The sequence below is a fragment of the Patiriisocius sp. genome (assembly GCF_051252435.1).
Taxonomy (GTDB): domain Bacteria; phylum Bacteroidota; class Bacteroidia; order Flavobacteriales; family Flavobacteriaceae; genus Patiriisocius.
Map to the genome: position 1 here is coordinate 831,526 of NZ_JBPOFW010000001.1, position 20,468 is coordinate 851,993.

18 protein-coding genes are annotated in these 20,468 nt (G+C 35.7%); 14 read left to right on the forward strand and 4 right to left on the reverse strand.

Annotated features, from left to right (window positions below):
- Nucleotides 1–105: 105 nt before the first annotated feature.
- The 7 genes from ACSHW7_RS03735 (at nt 106) to ACSHW7_RS03765 (ending at nt 12,126) form a co-directional block, all read left to right on the forward strand.
- Complete coding sequence (locus ACSHW7_RS03735; protein ID WP_435677969.1) at nt 106–1,179, forward strand: PA0069 family radical SAM protein; 1,074 nt, start codon at nt 106–108, stop codon at nt 1,177–1,179.
- 136 nt (nt 1,180–1,315) lie between these two features.
- Nucleotides 1,316–3,022, forward strand: coding sequence for a helix-turn-helix domain-containing protein (locus tag ACSHW7_RS03740; RefSeq protein WP_435677970.1), 1,707 nt, complete (start codon nt 1,316–1,318; stop codon nt 3,020–3,022).
- Nucleotides 3,023–3,253: 231 nt separating this feature from the next.
- A complete protein-coding gene (locus tag ACSHW7_RS03745) occupies nt 3,254–3,670 on the forward strand; it encodes a hypothetical protein (RefSeq protein WP_435677971.1) in 417 nt (138 codons plus the stop codon).
- Nucleotides 3,671–3,677: 7 nt separating this feature from the next.
- Entirely contained in the window at nt 3,678–3,878 is a 201-nt protein-coding gene (locus ACSHW7_RS03750; protein ID WP_435677972.1) for a hypothetical protein, read from the forward strand.
- A 285-nt stretch (nt 3,879–4,163) separates the two neighbouring features.
- On the forward strand, nt 4,164–5,030 hold the full coding sequence (locus ACSHW7_RS03755) for a TraB/GumN family protein (protein ID WP_435677973.1): 867 nt from the start codon (nt 4,164–4,166) through the stop codon (nt 5,028–5,030).
- Nucleotides 5,031–5,237: 207 nt separating this feature from the next.
- Complete coding sequence (locus tag ACSHW7_RS03760; RefSeq protein ID WP_435677974.1) at nt 5,238–8,288, forward strand: carboxypeptidase-like regulatory domain-containing protein; 3,051 nt, start codon at nt 5,238–5,240, stop codon at nt 8,286–8,288.
- Nucleotides 8,289–8,292: 4 nt separating this feature from the next.
- Entirely contained in the window at nt 8,293–12,126 is a 3,834-nt protein-coding gene (locus tag ACSHW7_RS03765; protein WP_435677975.1) for a carboxypeptidase-like regulatory domain-containing protein, read from the forward strand.
- A gap of 2 nt (nt 12,127–12,128) precedes the next feature.
- Here the strand turns inward: ACSHW7_RS03765 and ACSHW7_RS03770 are convergent, their stop codons facing one another.
- The 3 genes from ACSHW7_RS03770 to ACSHW7_RS03780 all read right to left on the reverse strand — a co-directional run bounded on the left by ACSHW7_RS03770 (nt 12,129) and on the right by ACSHW7_RS03780 (nt 14,117).
- Nucleotides 12,129–12,791, reverse strand: a complete 663-nt coding sequence (locus ACSHW7_RS03770; protein WP_435677976.1) for an HD domain-containing protein — start codon at nt 12,789–12,791, stop codon at nt 12,129–12,131.
- A 2-nt stretch (nt 12,792–12,793) separates the two neighbouring features.
- Nucleotides 12,794–13,543 (reverse strand): lysophospholipid acyltransferase family protein, encoded by a 750-nt coding sequence (locus ACSHW7_RS03775; protein WP_435677977.1) that lies wholly within the window; start codon nt 13,541–13,543, stop codon nt 12,794–12,796.
- Between the two features lie 163 nt (nt 13,544–13,706).
- Nucleotides 13,707–14,117: a BrxA/BrxB family bacilliredoxin gene (locus ACSHW7_RS03780; protein ID WP_435677978.1), complete on the reverse strand. Its 411-nt coding sequence runs from the start codon at nt 14,115–14,117 to the stop codon at nt 13,707–13,709.
- Between the two features lie 220 nt (nt 14,118–14,337).
- Here ACSHW7_RS03780 and ACSHW7_RS03785 point away from each other — a divergent pair, with 220 nt between their 5' ends.
- From ACSHW7_RS03785 to ACSHW7_RS03815, 7 genes are all read left to right on the forward strand, one after another.
- The gene (locus tag ACSHW7_RS03785) at nt 14,338–15,117 is read left to right on the forward strand and encodes a TerB family tellurite resistance protein (protein WP_435677979.1); all 780 of its coding nucleotides are present in this window, start codon (nt 14,338–14,340) and stop codon (nt 15,115–15,117) included.
- A 119-nt stretch (nt 15,118–15,236) separates the two neighbouring features.
- The gene (locus tag ACSHW7_RS03790) at nt 15,237–15,893 is read left to right on the forward strand and encodes a metal-dependent transcriptional regulator (RefSeq protein ID WP_435677980.1); all 657 of its coding nucleotides are present in this window, start codon (nt 15,237–15,239) and stop codon (nt 15,891–15,893) included.
- Between the two features lie 7 nt (nt 15,894–15,900).
- On the forward strand, nt 15,901–16,815 hold the full coding sequence (locus ACSHW7_RS03795) for a metal ABC transporter solute-binding protein, Zn/Mn family (RefSeq protein WP_435677981.1): 915 nt from the start codon (nt 15,901–15,903) through the stop codon (nt 16,813–16,815).
- Nucleotide 16,816: 1 nt separating this feature from the next.
- A complete protein-coding gene (locus ACSHW7_RS03800) occupies nt 16,817–17,554 on the forward strand; it encodes a metal ABC transporter ATP-binding protein (protein ID WP_435677982.1) in 738 nt (245 codons plus the stop codon).
- 16 nt (nt 17,555–17,570) lie between these two features.
- A complete protein-coding gene (locus ACSHW7_RS03805; RefSeq protein WP_435677983.1) occupies nt 17,571–18,698 on the forward strand; it encodes a metal ABC transporter permease in 1,128 nt (375 codons plus the stop codon).
- Nucleotides 18,691–19,851 (forward strand): metal ABC transporter permease, encoded by a 1,161-nt coding sequence (locus ACSHW7_RS03810; protein ID WP_435677984.1) that lies wholly within the window; start codon nt 18,691–18,693, stop codon nt 19,849–19,851. The genes ACSHW7_RS03805 and ACSHW7_RS03810 overlap by 8 nt, the downstream gene beginning before the upstream one ends.
- 43 nt (nt 19,852–19,894) lie before the next feature.
- Nucleotides 19,895–20,299: a hypothetical protein gene (locus tag ACSHW7_RS03815; protein WP_435677985.1), complete on the forward strand. Its 405-nt coding sequence runs from the start codon at nt 19,895–19,897 to the stop codon at nt 20,297–20,299.
- Nucleotides 20,300–20,302: 3 nt separating this feature from the next.
- Here ACSHW7_RS03815 and ACSHW7_RS03820 read toward each other — a convergent pair whose 3' ends face one another.
- Nucleotides 20,303–20,461: a hypothetical protein gene (locus ACSHW7_RS03820; protein WP_435677986.1), complete on the reverse strand. Its 159-nt coding sequence runs from the start codon at nt 20,459–20,461 to the stop codon at nt 20,303–20,305.
- Nucleotides 20,462–20,468 lie beyond the last annotated feature (7 nt).

Below are 20,468 nucleotides of genomic sequence, written 5' to 3' on the forward strand. Positions count from 1 at the left end.
GGAATTTTTGACTTTTTTAATTTGTTTAAAATAGGAATATTTCCAATTTAATATGGACATAGTCCTATCTTAATATTATATTTGTAATCGAGCCAATGATTACAAATGAAAAACCCCACACACATAAAGGGACGCGGAGCGCAACAAAAAGTCCACAATAGGTTTTTTGAGCTGAGCCACGAACAACGTGATGATTTTCTTAATTATTGCGAATTAGAAGGCGAAGAGGCGGATACAAATCATACAAAATACATCGAGGTCCACCCTAAAACTTTTGTTAACAAAGTAGAAAGTCCAGATGTGGGGATGGGTTTTTCTGCAAATCCGTATCAAGGGTGTGAGCACGGTTGTGTGTATTGTTATGCCCGTAACAGCCATGAATATTGGGGCTATGGCGCGGGTTTGGATTTTGAGAGAACCATTCTCTATAAATTGAATGCGCCGCAGTTACTCGAGAAAAAGATTACATCAAAAAATTGGACAGGCCATCCCATTGTTTTTTCAGGAAATACAGACTGTTACCAGCCACTGGAACGCAAAATGGAAATCACAAGAAAATGCCTCGAAGTGATGCTTAAATGGAAGCATCCCACTGGGATTATCACAAAAAATAGCTTGATACTTCGTGATCTAGATATTTTAAAAGAGTTGGCAAAATACAACTGTATTCAAGTCAATATTTCCATCACCTCACTTTCTGAAGACACTCGTAGATTGCTCGAACCCAGAACTGCGAGCATCAAACAACGCTTGAAAACGGTGCAGGTACTTTCAGAAAATAATATTCCAGTGCGGGTAATGATGGCGCCCATTATTCCGTCACTCAACAGCCACGAAATTTTACCACTTGTCAAAAAAGTTGCTGAAATGGGCGCTAGCGACGTTGCATACACTATTGTGCGATTAAATGGGCAGATTGCAAAAATTTTTGAGGATTGGGCAAGAAAAACGATTCCCGATAAAGCAGATAGGTTGTTAAACCAGATTGCCGAATGTCACGGCGGACAATTAAATGATAGTAAGTTTGGGAGACGCATGCGCGGAGAGGGCACTATCGCGGAGCAAATAAAAGCAACCATGGCAATCGCAAAGCGGAAATATATTACGGAAAATAAATTGCTGCCATTGGACAATTCGCATTACGTAGCACTTAAAAATCCACAAATGCGGTTGTTTTAAGGATTTTAAATGAAATAGAAATTTCAGAAATTAAAAAACTCCTATTTTGGAAAGTAGGCAAGAAAGAACTTGAAAAAGCTAGTTAATGGTATCTTTGAGGCATTAGTTTCGTTTATAAAATTTCAGCTTTTGTTCCATGAAAAAGTTTTTGTTAATACTAGTCTTCTTTATTTCCTTTATTGGAAGTGCGCAACAAGATACGTTGGCAAAAAAAAGTTATGAGGAACTTATTCTCACGATGCGAGAACTTACAGCCGACTCTTCAAAGGCGTTACCCATTGCCCGCTATTATTTAAAAAGGGCAAAGAAAGATGAAAATTTAAAAGAACAATGGGCGGGATTACAAGCAAAAGCGGTTATATATAATGCTGCCGAGGATTGGACAAAAGGTACGGTCGCTGTTGAAGAACTACGCGTATTTACTGAGGAAAATGAGCTTGAGGAATATTATTTAACCACTTACTATTTGGCGGGATTAATTAGAATGAGAGAAGGCTCTGTAGCCCCGGCACTCACCTATTTTGAAAAGGCAAAAAAAATTGCAGAGGTACAAGAAAATGAACAAATGCTGCAAGGTGTAGATTTTTTTATTAATACAATTAAAACCATTGGAACAGATAGAGGAGAAGTGCTTAAACAGTATCGCCAGCAACTCACAGCGTTGCAAAAAGAAAAGAGGAAAGTTCCAAATGATAGTACTTTAAATCAAAGAATTATATTGTCAAAAATGGGATTGGCAGATGTGATGTTGAAGGAGAAAATGGCAGACTCAGCAAACTATTATATCAATGATATTTTAAAAAGTTCTTTAGAATCTGAAAAGGATTCTTGCATCGTAAAGCCATTGTATATGATGCTTGGCAAGTCTGAAATATTATTAAAGGATTATGCAGCGGCAACAAAAAGCTTAGAATACTCAAAAAAATATTGTTTGCCTCACACCCGTTTTGATAGTCTTTTGTTGGGAATTAATTATGGCGAACTTTACTACAATCAAAATCAATTTGAAAAGGCCATAACATTCTACGAGCAAGCGCTTGACACCTATCAAGTCACCGATAAGGAAGAAGCGTACATGGATGATTTGTACAAATCGCTGGCAATTTCGTATAAAGAAACCAATGATTATGATAAAGCAAGTTATTATTTTGAAAAGTATGCTACTACACAAACTAAATTAGCAAAAGTTCAGGATACGATAAAAACAACATTTATTGAAAAAGAACTTGAGGAATTTCAAGCGGAAATAGCAAGGCTAAAAGAGCAAAAAGAAGAAAGTCAAAACAATCTTGAATATCTATTACTAGGAGGTTCAGTCATAATCTTAATCCTACTATTTATATTGCTGAAATTTTACAAAACCAAAAAAGCAAATGAAGCTAAATTTGAAGCATTGCTAGAAAAAATTAATACTTCCGAAGCGTCAAAAGATATTATAGACACTAAAGATGATGTACTCGAAGAAAAGAACACAATCGATATCCCCGAAGAAACACAACAGCTCATTCTTGATGGATTGGCAAAACTAGAAGCCAAAGAATACTTTTTGAGCCAAGAATGTAATTCGCATAACATGGCAAAAAAGATAGGCACAAACACTTCGTATTTATCAAAGGTGATCAATGCGCATTATGGTAAAAACTTCAATACGTATATTAATGATCTGCGCATTAATTATGCGATTGTTCGATTAAAGAACGATGTGTTTTTCAGAGCCTATTCCATTCAATCGATTGCCGAAGAGATTGGCTACAAAAGTGCAGACTCATTTACAAAATACTTCAAAAAAGATACGGGTTTAAATCCCTCGTTCTATATCAAGAATATTAAAAATATAGCTTAAAAGTTGCTTTGAACCCTAAATTTACGAATTTAGGGTTGCAGGATTTTTGATGTTTTAAAATTTCAGAAATTACTAACAACACTATTATTTACTGCTGTTAACAGCTTATTGAAGCTTCCCCAATTTTCCTAAAATGGGGAGGCTTCTCTTTTTTATAGGTTTTTTATCCCAGATGTTTGTTCCATCAAATAATCACAACCCCGAAATGAGCGGGACTTAAAAAATCATATCATGACAACAGCAAAAAAAACAGTACTAATAGTTTCAACCATCATTGGAGCCGTTTTTCTTTTCAATTTTGGAACCTACGTAGGAAAGGGGTTTTATAAGCAAGTACAAGCCCATAATGGAACAACTGGTTCTATTCAAAATGTTTTGAGCAAACATTGCAAATGTGATGCACAGTTTGAATTTTCTTCATTTGGGATTCACTGGAGCAAAAAGGATGGTATAAATGGTGAAACGGCCGAATTTAATTTAAAAAACTATAACGCGGAGACTTCTGTGACCGATGAAGCTTTGAGGCTCAATTCTATCCTTAAGAATAAAGTGACAAATTATGATGAGATTGATGTGTTGACATTAAATTTTATTTCCGAAGAAAATATCGAGACCGTAAAATTTAAAAATGGCAGCATTTTAAATTAGTAAAGCTATGGATAATAACGTACCACAATCAACATACATAGGAATAATAGCTATTGCTGTTACTTTTTTAGGCGGAGAAATAGGACTTGACTATCTCATGGGTAATAAAGCAACGCTCGAGGCAAAAGCATGGTTCGCTTTCTTAATTATAGGGCTGTATTTCGTCATCGCAAATCAATTGTATGACATAAAAAACAAGAAAAAATGAAAATCAAAAAATCAAAACAAATGCAATACGCAATAGCATGGGCTATTGTAGGTTGTTTTTTAATCACTCAATATGTTCATCTTAAATATCACTGTATATGAAAACATCAAGGACATCAACTAGAATTCAACTAATAAAATTTGGAGTAGGCATCGTTTGCGGTGTGATTATGTACCTACTTATTAAACTAATCTTTTAAAGCCTAAACAAATGATCACACTTGTAAAATTTATTATTGAAATCACAATCACAATTATTTATTAATAACAATTAAAACTTTATATCATGAAAAACTTTAAAAACATTTTAGCATTAGTGGCATTCGTTTGTGCCATGTCAACAACAACAGCGCAAGAAAACGAGAACAGCCTACTCTGGAAAGTAGAAGGTAACGGGATTAAAACAAGTTATGTTTTTGGTACATTCCATATGCTCCCAAAGGAAGATTCTATAATAAAAGAGAAGGTAAAAAAAGCTATTGCAGAAAGTGAAACTATTTTCTTAGAACTTGACATGGACGACCCATCATTACAGACTGAAATGGTACAACTATCTTCATTAGCAAAAGGTGATAATATTAAAAACCACATGGATGAGAGCGAGTACAAATTAATTGATGACTATTTAAAAGCTAAGATGGGCGTGGGTCTAGAAAGTTTTGGCACATACAAACCATTAATGGTTTCAACTATGGTTATGATGGGGTATATGGGTCAAGACGCTGCGAGTTATGAAATGTCATTAATTGCGATGGCGAAAGAACAGCAAAAAGAGATTAAGGGTCTTGAAACGATAGCATCTCAAATGGCAATTTTTGACGAACAACCTTATGATGAGCAAATGGATGAAGTAGTTAAACTACTCAGCGAAGAAGGATACATGAAAGATATGTTTCATAAAATGATAGAGATTTACAAAAGCGAAAATATTGAAGAACTGTATACATATATGGAAGAATACTACGGAAATGATACAAAGCAGTTAGAACGTATGTTAGATTTCAGAAACCAAAATTGGATTCCATTAATCGGTCAAAACTCAAAAGAAGGGAGTGTATTTTATGGCGTGGGAGCAGGACATTTAGGGGGTGAGCAAGGGGTGATTTCGCTACTTAAAAAAGAAGGTTATACTGTAACTCCTGTGACTGAATAATAATTAACAATCACTATTTTTTTGAAAGCCCTCGCAACTCGCAAGGGCTTTTTTTATTTTTAAATTATTAATAAATAGGGTTTTAAAGTAAATAATAGTTCCCCGTTATTTATAAATGAGAGGAAACAAGATGTGTAAATACCCATTCTTTTTGGTTAAATTTAAAAGACAAAGAACTACTTCTATTCAATTTTTAAATGCTAGAATATGAAAAAGCACTACTTGTTATATTTATTTATACTTATTACCGTACATGCTTTTGGACAATCAAAACTGTATGTTGGAGCCACTATTATAGATGCTGAAACCCAAGAACCCATTCCATTTGTAAATGTTGGTTTTTTTGAAAAGGCTATCGGGACCGTTACCAATGAGCAAGGACAATTTAAACTTATTTGTTTTACAGAGGATGTTAAAAAAGCGTCACTTCAAATTTCGGCTATAGGATTTGAGTCGATGGAAATTCCTTATGACGAAATCAAAAATTACACGTCTTATAATAATTTACTACCACTAGTTCCTAAGAACTATAGTTTGGACGAGATTTATATTTCGGCACAAAAAAGAGAACTTGAAAAACTGGGCAGTAGTGTGTACCATAAAAAAGATATGGGCTATTGGCGCAATATTGAAGGATTGGGTGGAGAACTCGCAACCTTGATTCGTATTGACCATAAAAACACCCTATTGCACAACCTCACTTTTAATATTGAGGAAAACCTTTCAGATAGTTTATTGGTACGTGTAAACATTTACGATTATCATCGCGGTTTTCCCGGAGAGAACCTGTTGCGGGATAATATTTATCACACCGTTTCAAAGAAAAAAGGTGAGGAAACTATTGATTTAAAAGGCTATAATATTACCGTTGATAGCAATATAATAGTGAGCCTAGAATTGATTGAGGTCTATGGGGATGCCATTTATTTTGCAATTTCGGCAAGCCCGTACAAAGGCGATTCTTACACTAAAAAAATTAGCCAAGACCGCTGGCGCCACTACCCTGGTTTTAGGCTTGGTTTTAATTTGATCAGCTCCTACACCAATGGAAAAAAACAAAATGAATCCATTGCAAGGTCTGTTCCCAATGACGTCCATATTTATTGGGACACCTCATTTTCTATGAAAGATAGGAATATCGATGAGGAGACAAAATTGCTCAGAAAATACCTTCGGAAATGTAACAACCTCACAATAAAAGTTTCAAAGTTCAATACAGATATTTATGAAACAAAAGTTTTCAATATTGAAAATGGAAACAGCAATGACCTGGTCGATTATCTTGAGGAAAGTTATTATCATGGGATAGCTTCATTTAAAGAAATTTTACAAAAAAACGAGTTTAGAGCTGATGCAGTGTTGCTATTCTCAAATGGTATTTCTCAAACTTCAACCTTATCTCCCAATGTGGAAAGTCAAATTTTCACCATCAATAGTAAAGAGCTTGCAAATCATGAAAAATTAAATGACATAGCCCGTTACAATAACGGAGCATATTTAGACCTTACTTCTTTAAAAGCGAAGGAAGCTATCAACTATTTAATTTCAGATGTTGAAAACAGAAAGGAATATGCATCATCCACAGAAGACACAAAAGAAAACGTTTATGGTATAATATACAATGATGAAGGTCCTGTGCAAGGGGCTTATGTAATATTGAATGATAGTTTTTATATTGTAGAAACAGACGAAAAAGGAGCATATTCTATTAAAGCAAACCCAGGCGATAAATTGACGGTTGATGCCATTGGGATGTTGCCAAAAGACACTATAGTAACACCTCTAAAAAAGATGAATATTCCCTTAACACCCAATGGTGAAAAGCTAGAAGAAATCATTTTAAAAGCAGAGAATAATACTAAGGAATATGCAAAGGAGCTTGTTGAAACGCCTTTTGGTTTAAAAAAGCGAGGTAGTTTAGGATATTCCATTTTTAATAAACTTACTAGTGAAAATATAAGGCCAGACGAGCTGGATTTGTATTCAATACTTAGTAGGATGCATGGTGTAAGAATTGGCAGTAAAGGTGTTTATTTTACCAAGACTAACGGAAATTCTTTCCAAAATGGAGGGGTAACACTCCCGGTTATTGTAATTGACGGTATGTTATACAATCAAATGGCTGGACAGCAACCACCACCTATTAATACAGAAAGGATTGAAAGCATCACGCTCTTAAAGACATCACAATCTACTTTACAATATGGTCAATTAGCAGCTTATGGTGCAATAGTTGTTGAAATGAAAAACCCTGGTGAACCTAATAGAAGAAGAACAACTGCGCAGCCCGTCGCGAGAGATATTGCCATAAAAGGGAATGATTATAATGAAAGTGTGCCTTTGCTTTATGATGCACAACCCAATTTTGAAAAGTCAAGTTATATTTCAGAAATTGAAAAAGCAAACTCCTTTTCAGAAGCAAAAGAGACATATGTTTCTTTACTTAAAACCCAGGATTCAAGAACGGTTTCATTTTATGCGAATGCAGGTGACTATTTTAAAAAATGGGATAAAGATTTTGCTGCAACTATCTATTCAACCATTATTGAGCTTGCGCCCAACAATTTAAAAGCTCTCAAAACCGCGGGCTACAAACTCGAAGAAATGGGTAGTAAAGAAAAAGCGCTCGCCTTATACGAATATGTAGTAAATACTTTTCCGTCAAAAGTACAATCTTATCTTGATGTCGCTAGAGCATACATTAATGTAAAGGATTATAAAACGGCAGGTTCATTATACACACAGATGTATTTTAATACCATTCCAAATGTAGACTTTACAGATGCATCTGCTGCAGTAATCAACAATCTTAGATATCTAGTAACTAATCATAAATCTCAGGTCGATTTTAAGGAACTTCCTCCAGAAATATTAGCGCTTAATTTTAAGAAAGACTTCAGGCTTGTTTTTGAATGGAATGATCCACTTGCCGAATTTAAAATACAATTTGTAAATCCAGATAAAAAATATTTTACTTTTTCGCACACAGAATTTGAAGACACAAAACTCTTTACTTCTGAAATTGAAAGCGGATTACACAGTACAGAATTTGAAGTAGACGATGAAAAAGTAGGAAATTGGCTTATCAACATTGAGTCCTTTGAAACTAAAGATGAAAAAAACCCCGTATATTTAAAATATACTTTATATAAAGATTTTGGTCTTTCATCGCAGACAGAAACTACCCGAGTTTTTAATATGAGTGCCTTAAACCAAAAGTTAACATTAGATAACATTGTTATACACCCTCAAAATTAACGTTATGAAGACATCTATTTTAAAATTCAATATATATTTAATAGTGTTTTTAACAGTTTTCACGACCGCGGCCCAAACCGTATTTAGAGGAACTGTTATCAATCAAGAAACAAATGAGCCCTTAGAAAACGCAAGGGTGGGCGTAATTGGTCAAGGCGTGGGTGCAATCACCAACGACAACGGAAGTTTTACCTACCGTAAATATCACGAAGTGCTTGACAACGGTAGCATTCTAAAAGTAAGTGCACCAGGTTACAAAACATTGACTAATGATGTTTCGGTCATTCGTCAAATGATGAATAATCGCGGTATCATTTATCTTAAAACCCAAGAAGATTCAGATGCTGAAAAACATCCAAAAAAAGTTGCTGTGTTTTGGGATGCCTCACAAAGGAGCAGAAGCAGAGACATTAATAGTGAGAAAATCTATTTAAAGGAGTATCTGTCAAATCGTAATTTTTCTGAAATTTCGTTGATCATTTTTAACGAAACAATTGTTTTTTCACAAACATACAAAAAACACGATGGTGCCATTTCCGAAGTAATTGCAGCGATTGACGCCATAAAATACAAAGGTTTTTCAGACTTCGGGAATATTAATTATAATGAAGTTGATGAGGTCTTGTTAATTTCACAACAAAAACCTACTCTCGGAAAGCCACAGATAGATCAAGAAACTCCATTTAGCATTGTAAATTTTAATGCAAGAGAAGACGCGGAATCTTATTTTAAAGACATCACAAATTTCACTTTCGGAAGTTATAAAGACTCTCTTGAGAGTGGAATGCAAACAGTGATTCCTGAAGAGAATGATCAAGATCTAGTTTCAGGAATGGTTACTTCGAGCAACAATGGAGTTCATTATGCAATGGTTGTAAAAGAGGGGAGTATTGAAGAATATTATACAAACGAACAAGGAATTTTTACCGTGCCAGCTATACCGGGCGATACATTAACTTTTTATTGTTTGGGCCATTACCCAAAAAAAATAACTGTAAGCGAGCAAGATTTTTATAACGTAACATTAGCCGCTAAGGCTGAAATACTTGACGAAGTGTTTTTAAATGGTAAGATGAGTAAAACACCAGAATATAACTATGATGAAAAAGCTCAGACAGATAAAATAGATGGCGGGAGAAGAGTTCCCATACGAACTATTTATAAAGAAGACTGGAAAAAAGGAGCTGGTCAGATATCTGAAATAATTGATGGATGGCATGGAGTGGATTCAGGGGTAGACCGTTTTGGATGGATTAGAGCAACGGTTAAAGGAACATGTGCTCGTTTTATAGTTGATGGCGTAGAAATGCCTGGAGAGCAGATAAATGTTTCGGTGATAGAGAGAATAACAATTTATGCAGCTTATATGAGCGTTGTGCCTTGCCCATCAAGAATAATTATCACGACTAAATTCCACCCAGATATTATTGATCAAAAGTTAAGAAGTTATGGAATTGACCCATTAAAAAATAATAATTACACGGAAGAAGTTCCAAGTCTTGAAAGTAAGAAAGGAGTATATTTTAAAGAAAGCATGATAACCGGTACCGTATTTTCAAATAATGTACCCATTCAAAATGTGAGTGTTTTTAAACAAGGAGCATTAAAAGAGTATACAACTGATAATAAAGGCGAGTTTTCACTGCCTGCATCTAATGGAGATGTTTTGGTTTTTAAGCATTTAGGGATGTATCATAAAACAGTATTAATTACTGAAGAGAATAATTACAATATTTCGTTAGCCGCAAAGTCCGAGGTTTTAAATGAGGTTGAATTAGTTACAAGAGTTGAAAAAATTGATTCTAAATATGATTTTTATGATGAAGAAAATAGAGTTGAGTATGTTGATGGTAAAAAATATAATGTTGTAGAAGTATTTTCAAAGAAAGAGCTCAATATGTCTGGAAAGGATATTTTTGGAGTATTAAAATCTACATCACCTAGAATTGTTGTTGTTGGCCCTAGGTCTCAACCCGAAATGCAATTCTATTATAGAAAAAACAATCAATTAATTCCTCTTACAACAATTGTAGATGGAGGTTATGGAACTGCTAATGCTATAAACCCTGCAGTAATTGAACGTGTTAGTATTTATATAGCCCCAAATAAAAGAGATTCTAAGATTTTTATCACCACCCGTAACCACCCAGATATCTATAAAAAGTTTTTAGAAGACAATGATATTGCATTGAAAAATAACACTTATACAGAGGAGATTCAACAAATAGGGACTAATAGAAATAATTATTTTAATGAAAAGAAAATTAGCGGTGTTGTAACCTCAAATAATGAGCCTTTACAATATGTAAGTATTTTTAAAAAAGGAGCATTGGATGAAGTAGTAACTGCTGTTGATGGATCTTTTAATTTAACCGTTGCAGAAGGAGATATATTACTCTTAAAGCATATAGGGATGTATCCTAAAACCGTTTTGATAAGTGAGGAAGATAACTATCACATTGAATTAATTAATAAAACACAAGTACTAGATACGGCGGTTATAGAGTCTGAAAAGAAGGAAAAAAAGATTCTAACTGAAACTGCTTTTGGTAAAAAGGATAGAAAATCTGTGGGTTATAGTGTAGATGATGGATTATCAAATTTTATAGATCCAGCTGATATTGATTTTACTCAGGTTGCAAATAGACTTCCCAATATTGTCGTTGATCAACGCTCAGGAACCATTTTTCACCAAAGAAGTTTTGGAGCTATGAGTGCATCTCCTATGATGATTGTACTTGATGACATACCTATATCTCAAGAAACCCTAAGAACAATAGACCCACAAACAATCACTAATATAACATCTCTCGGGTCTGTCGCATCAACAGTGAAATATGGAAGTCAAGCCTTTGGAGGAGCGCTGTTGATTACAACAAAAAATAATGTAGGGGCTAGTGTTACAAATAAAAAAAAGGACTATACAATCAAAAATAACGATTATAAAGAAGAAGTGGCAGTATTGAATTTCAACGCTGTTGCAGATGGTTATATAGATGATTTGACTCGAGAAAATAGTATTAAGGTTAAATTAGAAACATACCAAAAATTAAAGTCTGAATATATCGATAAAGTAGACTTTTATGTTGACATGGCGTTGTACTTTCAAAATTTAGATGCGGGAGCTGCAACAGTAGTCAGGTCAGATTTTGCTCAAATTGCCGGAGATAATATTAAGGCACTTCGTGTATTAGCGTACCTTAATGAATACGCTGGAGAGTACCTAAATGCCCAAAAAATATATGAGCGTGTCTTAGAACTAGACCCATCTCAACCTCAATCATATAGGGACATGGCGTTAATATATCAAGAAACTGGAGAGTATAATAAATCTTTAGAGTTATACATTAACATGCTGGGTAATCAAATAAAAGGTCTTGATTTTTCTGCACTTGAAGTTCCAGTGAGTAACGAACTTAAACGATTAATAAGTCTGCACAAACGTAATATTGATTTTGACAGACTTCCCAATGACTGGTTAGAGGTCAACTTTAATATTGATGTTCGCCTTACATTAGATTGGAGCGACCCAAACGCACCTTTTGAATTTCAGTTTGTAGACCCGAAGAAAAAGTTTTACACTTGGCAATCTGATATTGAAAAGAAAGGCAAGAACACTAAAAATGTTTCGGAAGAATTTATCGTGGACGATGCAGATTCTGGAAAGTGGTTGGTTAATATTAGATATACTGGCCAAGAGGGAGAAATCCACATACCACCTTATTTAAAGTATACAATTTATAAAGACTACGGGACTGTCAATGAAGAAAAGACTGTAAAACTAGTTCGGTTAGACACACAATTGGACAAAGCTACACTAGATAGTTTTGTGTATTAAAACTATTTTTTACCCTCCCATTCCGCATAAAATTGCTCAAGAAACTGCTCCATAAACACATGCCTATCTTGAGCAATTTTTTTTCCGGTTTCGGTGTTCATTTTGTCTCTTAGCAATAATAGTTTTTCATAAAAATGATTGATGGTTGGGGCTGTCGATTTTTTATATTCGGCTGGTGTCATATCCAGTTGGGGAATAATTGAAGGGTCATACAATTTGCGATTTTTGAATCCACCGTAATTAAATGTTCTGGCAATTCCAATCGCTCCAAGAGCGTCTAGTCTATCTGCATCTTGAACTACGTCTAGTTCTTTTGAGTGAAATGTTTTAAACGCATTCCCACCTTTAAAAGAAACATTTTCAATAATATGCACCACATGCGTGATAATCTCTTCTGAAATTTGCTGCGACTTTAAAAAATCTGCTGCCCTTTTAGGTCCAATTGTATCATCGCCACTATAGAATTTTGAATCTGCTATATCATGAAGCAATGCTGCTAAAGAAACTACAAGCAAATCCACTTTTTCATTTTTTGAAATAAGCAATGCATTTTTATAAACTCGCTCAATATGAAACCAGTCGTGGCCACCTTCAGCATGTTTTAAGGTCTCTTTTACAAAAACAATGGTACTTGCTATTTGCGTTTTTTCTATTTCAGAATTCATCTTTAAATTTCAGTAACGTTTGTAGTGACAACACGTTCAATTTCAGCAACCAGAGCTTCTTTGTTGGCATACGCCGAAATTTTAATAACTGGATGAACGCGATGTTTTAAATGCACTCCCAGTGGCATTGGGAACATTCCATAACGTTGCAATTTCCATGAATTATTAACGCTTACCGGTAAAACATACGCATCTGGCATTTGCTCAAATAATGTTAACAGACCACGGGATTTAAAAGGCTTTGGGTTCCAGTCCCTACTTCGGGTTCCTTCGGGGAAGATGACTACGCTTCGGTTTGTAGCTTGTGCATATTTGCCAATTTCGATGATTCTTGCTGTTGCCTCTTGCGGTTTTTTTCGGTCTATTAAAATCGATGCGCCGTGCCTTAAATTATATGAAATGGAAGGAATCCCCTTGCCCAATTCTTTTTTAGAAATAAAGGCAGGGTGAATTTTACGCAAATACCAAATAATAGGAGGAATATCCCACATGCTTTGGTGGTTTGCGGCAATGATGATGGGTACATTTTTCGGGATTTCACCTTCAAAGGTAAAGCTAAATCGAGTACCCAAAACATTCAAACAACGCAGTAAAAACCAGTTTAAAATATCAACCGAATCTTTATGGGCTTTATACCCAAACACATTAAAACAAATCCATTGAATGGGATGAAAAACAACAATACAAAACCCAAAACAGAGATAAAACAATGCAGAAAAAGGATAACTCAAAAAATGTAAAAATTGTTTCATAAATACTTCAGAAAATTTGAGGTACATTAAATTCCCGTTTTGCGAAATCACCCTGCGGAAATAGGGTTAAAAATACAGTAAAAAGAGAAAGGCTAAAAGCGAAACGGAAATCCGTCTACTTTTAACCTTTACAATCAACACTTAAATTTTTGTTTTGAGCGGTTTAACAATGCTCGTCAAATGCGCCTTTTAGGTTTTCGGCAATCATATCTGCCGGTCTTCCTTCAATATGATGACGCTCTAGCATGTGTACCAATTCGCCATTTTTAAACAATGCCATTGATGGTGAGCTGGGTGGAAAAGGCATCATTTGCGCACGTGCTGCATCGACTGCCTCACGGTCAACCCCTGCAAATACCGTGACTAGATTATCCGGTGTTTTAGCATTTTGCAACGCCATTCTAGCACCGGGACGTGCATTTGCTGCTGCACAACCACAAACGCTGTTTACTACCACAAGTGTAGTTCCTTCTTTGCTCATCGCCGCGTTTACATCTTCAACTGTATATAATTCTTTAAAACCAATCGCGGTTAAATCTTCGCGCATAGGCTTTACTAATTCTGCTGGATACATAATGTTTGTATTAAAATATTAGTTGACAAAGATACAAAATTGAAGCCTGAAAGTATCCTTAACAAATTCCTAAATTAGATGGAACGATAAGGTAAATTTATATTCCATTTTTTTTGAATGTTTAAAATTTCCGAAGTAAAACTTTACAGCATACCTGTAACAAAAACTCCTATTTCATTACCTATCTTTGCGCTACGCAACGATATATTAAAAATCAACTATGTTTAGTATTTTAGGAGCCATCATAGGCTATTCCATCTATAGATTTCCAGGGGCGGTTGCAGGCTTTTTCCTCGGAAGTTTTATTGATAGATTAAATTTTAAAAAGGGAGCCAACCAAAACGGAACAGGCGGGCAAAGACAAAGTCGTGGGCCTTTTAGTGAAGTGTTTGAGCAAGCAACCAGAGGCACGCGGGTAACTCCTGCCGATTTTGAACTCAATTTAATTTCGTTGTCATCTTTTGTTATCAAAGCAGACGGTAAAGTGAGCCAAAGTGAGCTTGACTATGTACGTCAATATTTTGTTCAAGCCTACGGAAAGGAAAGAGCAAATGCTACTTTTAAAACTTTTAATGAAGTAATCAAGAGCAGAGAAATGGATCCTCAACGTATTTGTATGATGTTGCGAGCAAGAACTCGCTACGAATCTAGATTGCAAATGCTCCATTTTCTCTTTAGTGTTGCAAATGCAGATGGTTCTGTTTCAACTTCTGAAGTGAATATGATTCAGCGTATTGCTGGATATCTGAGTGTTCAAATGGCCGATTTTGAAAGCATCAAGGCCATGTTCTTTAAAAATCCAGATAGTGCTTATAAAATTCTTGAAATAGATCGCACCGCAACAGATGCCGAAGTTAAAAAAGCGTATCGCGAAATGGTTAAAAAATACCACCCAGATAAATTGGTCCACATGGATGAAGCCTATCAAAAAGGTGCTGAGGAAAAATTCAGGAAAGTGCAAGAAGCCTACGAGCAATTGCAAAAAGAGCGGGGGTTTTAGGAAAATGATATTCAAAAAAATAAGAGCAATTCTGCTCTTATTTTTTTGAATTAATTTATTTTTAGCTTTGTCTAAAAAAATAATGATTATAAATCAAAAAATAAAATTACCTTTGCCGTATGTATTCATTAGCCGAAGAAAATTATATAAAGACCATTTACCATTTACAGCAAGAAGCAGGTAAGGAGGTAAGCACAAATGCCATAGCTGAGAGTATGGACACTAAGCCATCTTCAGTAACAGATATGGTGCAGAAACTGGCAGAGAAGAAAATACTTTCGTACAAAAAATATAAAGGTACCCAGCTCACCGATGAAGGAAAAAAAATCGCTGCTAGTGTAATTAGAAAGCACAGATTGTGGGAAGTTTTTCTAGTTAATAAGCTCAAGTTTCACTGGGACGAAGTTCATGAAATTGCTGAACAACTGGAGCACGTACATAGCGAAGAGCTAATAAAAAGGCTAGATCAGTTTTTAGGAAATCCTGCTTTTGATCCTCACGGAGATCCCATTCCAGATGACAAAGGAAATTTTAAAAAGACAGAGAAAAAATTACTTTCTGAATTAAATAAAAATCAAAGCGGTGTTTGCGTAGGAGTAAAAGAAACAAGTACAGAATATTTACAATATTTGGATAAAAAGAAAATAACTATTGGTACAAAAATAAGCGTACTCGGTAAGGAATTTTTTGATGGTTCTATGGTCATTCAAGTAGGGCGCGACCAGTTTTTTATATCTCAGAAAATTGCAGAAAATTTATTCATACAAACAACATAAACAGCAGATGAAAAAAATACTATTAATAGTACTTTCAATTATAATTTTAGGTTGTAAAAACGACAAAAAGGAAGATGGCAAAGCCGAAATATTAAACATTGTAACTACTACATCCATGATAACAGACCTTGTCAAAAATATAGGTGGCGATATGGTAAATGTGCAAGGATTAATGGGAGCAGGTGTTGACCCACATTTGTACAAAGCCAGTGAAGGCGATGTTTCAAAACTTTTTAATGCAGATGTTATATTCTATAACGGTCTTCATCTTGAAGGCAAACTCGTTGAGGTTTTCGAGAAAATGGAAGGTAAAAAAGAAACCGTCGCCTTGGGAGAATTTCTCCCAAAGGATCAATTGATAGGTTCAGAATATTTCGCTTCAAATTATGATCCACATGTATGGTTCAATATTGAATTCTTTAAAAAATTTGCTATCGAAGTGACGCGGGTACTTTCAGAAAAAGACCCTAAAAATGCTTCGCAATATGCAGCAAACGAAAAAGCCTATTTAATCAAGTTAGACGTTTTGCAGGCGGAAGTTAAAAATACAATCGCCAAATTACCCGAAGAAAAGAGAATTTTAGTGACGGCGCACGATGCTTTTAATTACTTCGGAAAAGCGTACGGATTTAATGTAGTGGGTTTACAAGGATTGTCAACCGCAACCGAAGCTGGTGTGCAAGACGTACAAAAACTATCAAATTTTATTATTGATAATAAAGTTAAAGCAATCTTTATAGAAAGTTCTGTGCCTAGGCGCACGATTGAAGCTTTGCAAGCAGCGGTACTTTCTAAAAATCATGAAGTAACCATCGGAGGTTCTCTGTACAGTGATGCTTTGGGAGACGCTGGAAGTATTGAAGGAACGTATCTTGGAATGTTTCGCTATAATGTGAGCGTTATTGTAAATGCACTCAAATAATATGGGAAAAAAGATAGCCATACAAGTTGATGATTTAACGGTGGCATACAACTATAAACCTGTTTTGTGGGATATAGATTTGGTCGTGCCAGAAGCAGTTTTGATGGCAATCGTAGGGCCTAACGGTGCTGGAAAATCTACATTGATTAAATCAATTTTAGGAATTATTGACCCGATTGCTGGAAGCGTTTCTATCTACGGAAAACCCTATGAGAAACAACGCAAATTAGTAGCTTACGTTCCCCAAAAAGGAAGTGTTGATTGGGATTTTCCAACTACAGCGATTGATGTTGTAATGATGGGAACCTACGGAAGCTTAGGGTGGATTAAACGTCCGGGGCAAAAAGAGAAAAAAGCATCGTTGGAAGCTCTAGAGAAAGTGGGAATGTTGGCTTTTAAAGATAGACAGATTAATCAGTTAAGTGGAGGACAACAACAACGGGTATTTCTCGCGAGAGCTTTGGTTCAAAACGCGGCTATCTATTTTATGGATGAACCTTTTCAAGGAGTGGACGCGACAACCGAAATCGCAATCATCAATATTTTAAAAGAATTAAGAAAAGCAGGAAAAACAGTTGTCGTCGTACATCACGATTTACAAACAGTACCCGAATATTTTGATTGGGTAACGTTTCTGAATGTAAAGAAAATTGCAACGGGTCCCGTCAAAGAAATTTTTAACGATGATAATTTGACGAAAACCTATGGGATTAATTATAAAGTAGCCGTTAATAAATAAAGATTACCAGCTAAACATGAGCATCAGCGAATACTTTCAACTTCTAGTCAACGACTACACCTTGCGTACCATTACACTAGGGACGGCTGTGTTGGGCGCTATTTGTGGAATGCTGGGCAGTTTTGCTGTGTTGAGAAAACAAAGTTTATTGGGCGATGCTATTTCGCATGCAGCGTTACCTGGTATTGCAATTGCGTTTTTGATTACGGGTGCAAAAGATACCAATGTATTATTGTTGGGAGCCCTAGTGAGTGGATTGATTGGTACCTTTTGGATAAAAGGAATGACTACAAAAACTCATTTAAAAAGTGACACTGCGCTAGGATTAGTGCTTTCTCTTTTTTTTGGCTTCGGAATGTTATTACTCACGTTTATTCAAAAACAACCCAATGCCAACCAAGCGGGATTGGATAAGTATTTGTTTGGCCAAGCAGCGACTTTAGTAGAAAGCGATGTCAACTTAATGATAATTGTTACGTCGATTGCATTATTTATCATGGTACTTTTTTGGAAAGAATTTAAGCTGCTATTATTTGATGCAGATTACACCAAAACATTAGGGTTTAATACGCGCTTTATTGATATTCTCATTACATTTTTTATCGTACTTGCCATTGTGCTCGGTTTACAAACAGTGGGAGTTGTGTTAATGAGTGCAATGCTTCTAGCGCCTGCAGCTGCTGCGAGACAATGGACCAATAAGTTGAGTGTGATGGTATTTTTGGCTGCAATTTTTGGTGCATTTTCGGGAGTTTTCGGAACGGCGATTAGTGCGAGTCAAAATAATCTCTCCACGGGTCCTGTCATTGTTTTGGTTGCCAGTGTGTTTGTATTTTTCTCGTTTATATTTTCTCCGGGTCGTGGGTTACTTTTTAGGGAGTTACGTTTCCGAAGAAATCGTCGTGATTTGCAGTTGAAAAAAACGCTCCAACTCATGTTTGGTATTGCGCAAACACATGAGAATATTTCGCATCCACATGCTATAAAAATATTGAATAATTTTCAAGGATTTACGAAAAAATCATTGCGAGAAATGGAAGAAAATGAATGGATAATCCTTGATAAACAGAATTGGGCAATGACAGAAAAAGGGTTTGAGGAAGCTTCAAATTTGTATAATACGCAATCACGGCCAAATGAATAGCCCACAAATAGAAATTCAATTAATTGCGGCGGTAGTGGCTGTTGCATGTGCAATTCCCGGGGTGTTTTTGGTCCTTCGGAAAATGTCATTGATCAGTGACGCCATTAGTCATTCCATACTCCCCGGACTTGTTTTAGGGTTTTTTATTACCGAAGATTTAAACTCACCATTACTAATTATTCTTGCAGCATTCACAGGAATTATAACCGTAGTTCTCGTAGAACGAATTCAAAAAACTGGACTCGTAAAAGAAGATACCGCGATTGGATTGGTCTTCCCTGCGCTTTTTAGCATTGGCGTTATTTTGATTGCTAAAAATGCAAATGATGTTCACTTGGATGTGGATGCCGTTTTGTTGGGAGAATTAGCTTTTGCACCGTTTGATAGATTGGTTTTGGGCGGAATTGATATGGGTCCAAAATCGCTTATTATTATGGGTGTCATTTTATTGATTACGCTTGCGCTGTTGTTCTTGTTTTTCAAAGAATTAAAGGTGAGCACTTTTGATGTTGGACTGTCATCTGCGTTAGGTTTTTCTCCCGCGATTATGCATTATGGTTTGATGTCTGTTTCATCTGTAACGGTTGTGGGAGCCTTTGATGCGGTGGGAGCTATTTTAGTTGTTGCGTTGATGATTGCACCTGCAGCGACTTCTTATTTGTTGACGTCAGATTTAAAAAAGATGCTCGGGCTTTCGGTTTTCTTCGGAATATTTGCTGCGATTTCTGGATATTGGTTAGCCCATTGGTTGGATGCTTCGATTGCGGGTTCGATTTCTACGATGCTTGGGTTTGTGTTTTTGTTGGTCTATTTATTTGCCCCGAGCAAAGGGTTGCTTTCGGTTTTATACAGACTCAAACAACAGCGCACAGAAGTTTCATTATTAACATTTCTGCTACACTTAAACAACCACAAAGAAATCAAAGAACGGCACATCAATCATTTGCGAGAACATATTAATTGGCAGAAAGTGAAAGCCAAAACGGTGGTGGATTTGGCGTTGAAAAATAATATGATTACCATTGATGATCAAATTATTTCATTGACAAACAAAGGGTCAGACTTTACAAATACCGCTTTAGAATATATTATCACAAACAAGGACGAAAAAATTGAACATTTAAAGGATGATTTCTTTCTTTTTAGGGGATAATGCAACGTGGCACGATTCTAAGAGTCTTTACAAAAAATTAACTATGAAACGTATAATTACACTCGCTTTATTGATTGTTTCAAATTTCGGCTTTGCCCAAAATGGAAAAGTTGATGTACCCACCATTGTATTCAAAGTGCCTTTGGGAGAAACGATTGTAAAAGATGGCGTGTCGATAACGCTTTCTGAAATATTACAAGATTCAAGATGTCCCAGTGATGTAACTTGCGTTTGGGCGGGACGTTCTAAAGTGGAAGTTATCATTGAAAACGACGGAAAAAAAACGACCGAAGTTGTACTTTTTGAAAGAGGAAAACAACCCATTTTAGCATCTACTAAAACTTGCACGTTTCGAGCAGTCAAATTAGCACCTTATCCCACGAGTGCAACCAAAGGCAAAATGGATTATGAGTTATTAGTTTCCGAAGAAACTATTGTTGATGAGTAGATGTCAATGGCATCCGCAATCACTTTTTCCACACTTTGTATTTCCACCGTCAAGAGTCCCCACAGAAGCCTTTTGCTTATCTAAAAAAGGAGCAAGCACAAATTTATTGAGCAGGTACCCTGCCGCAAGAAGAAATGTGATAATAACCAATATTGTTTGCATATTTTAG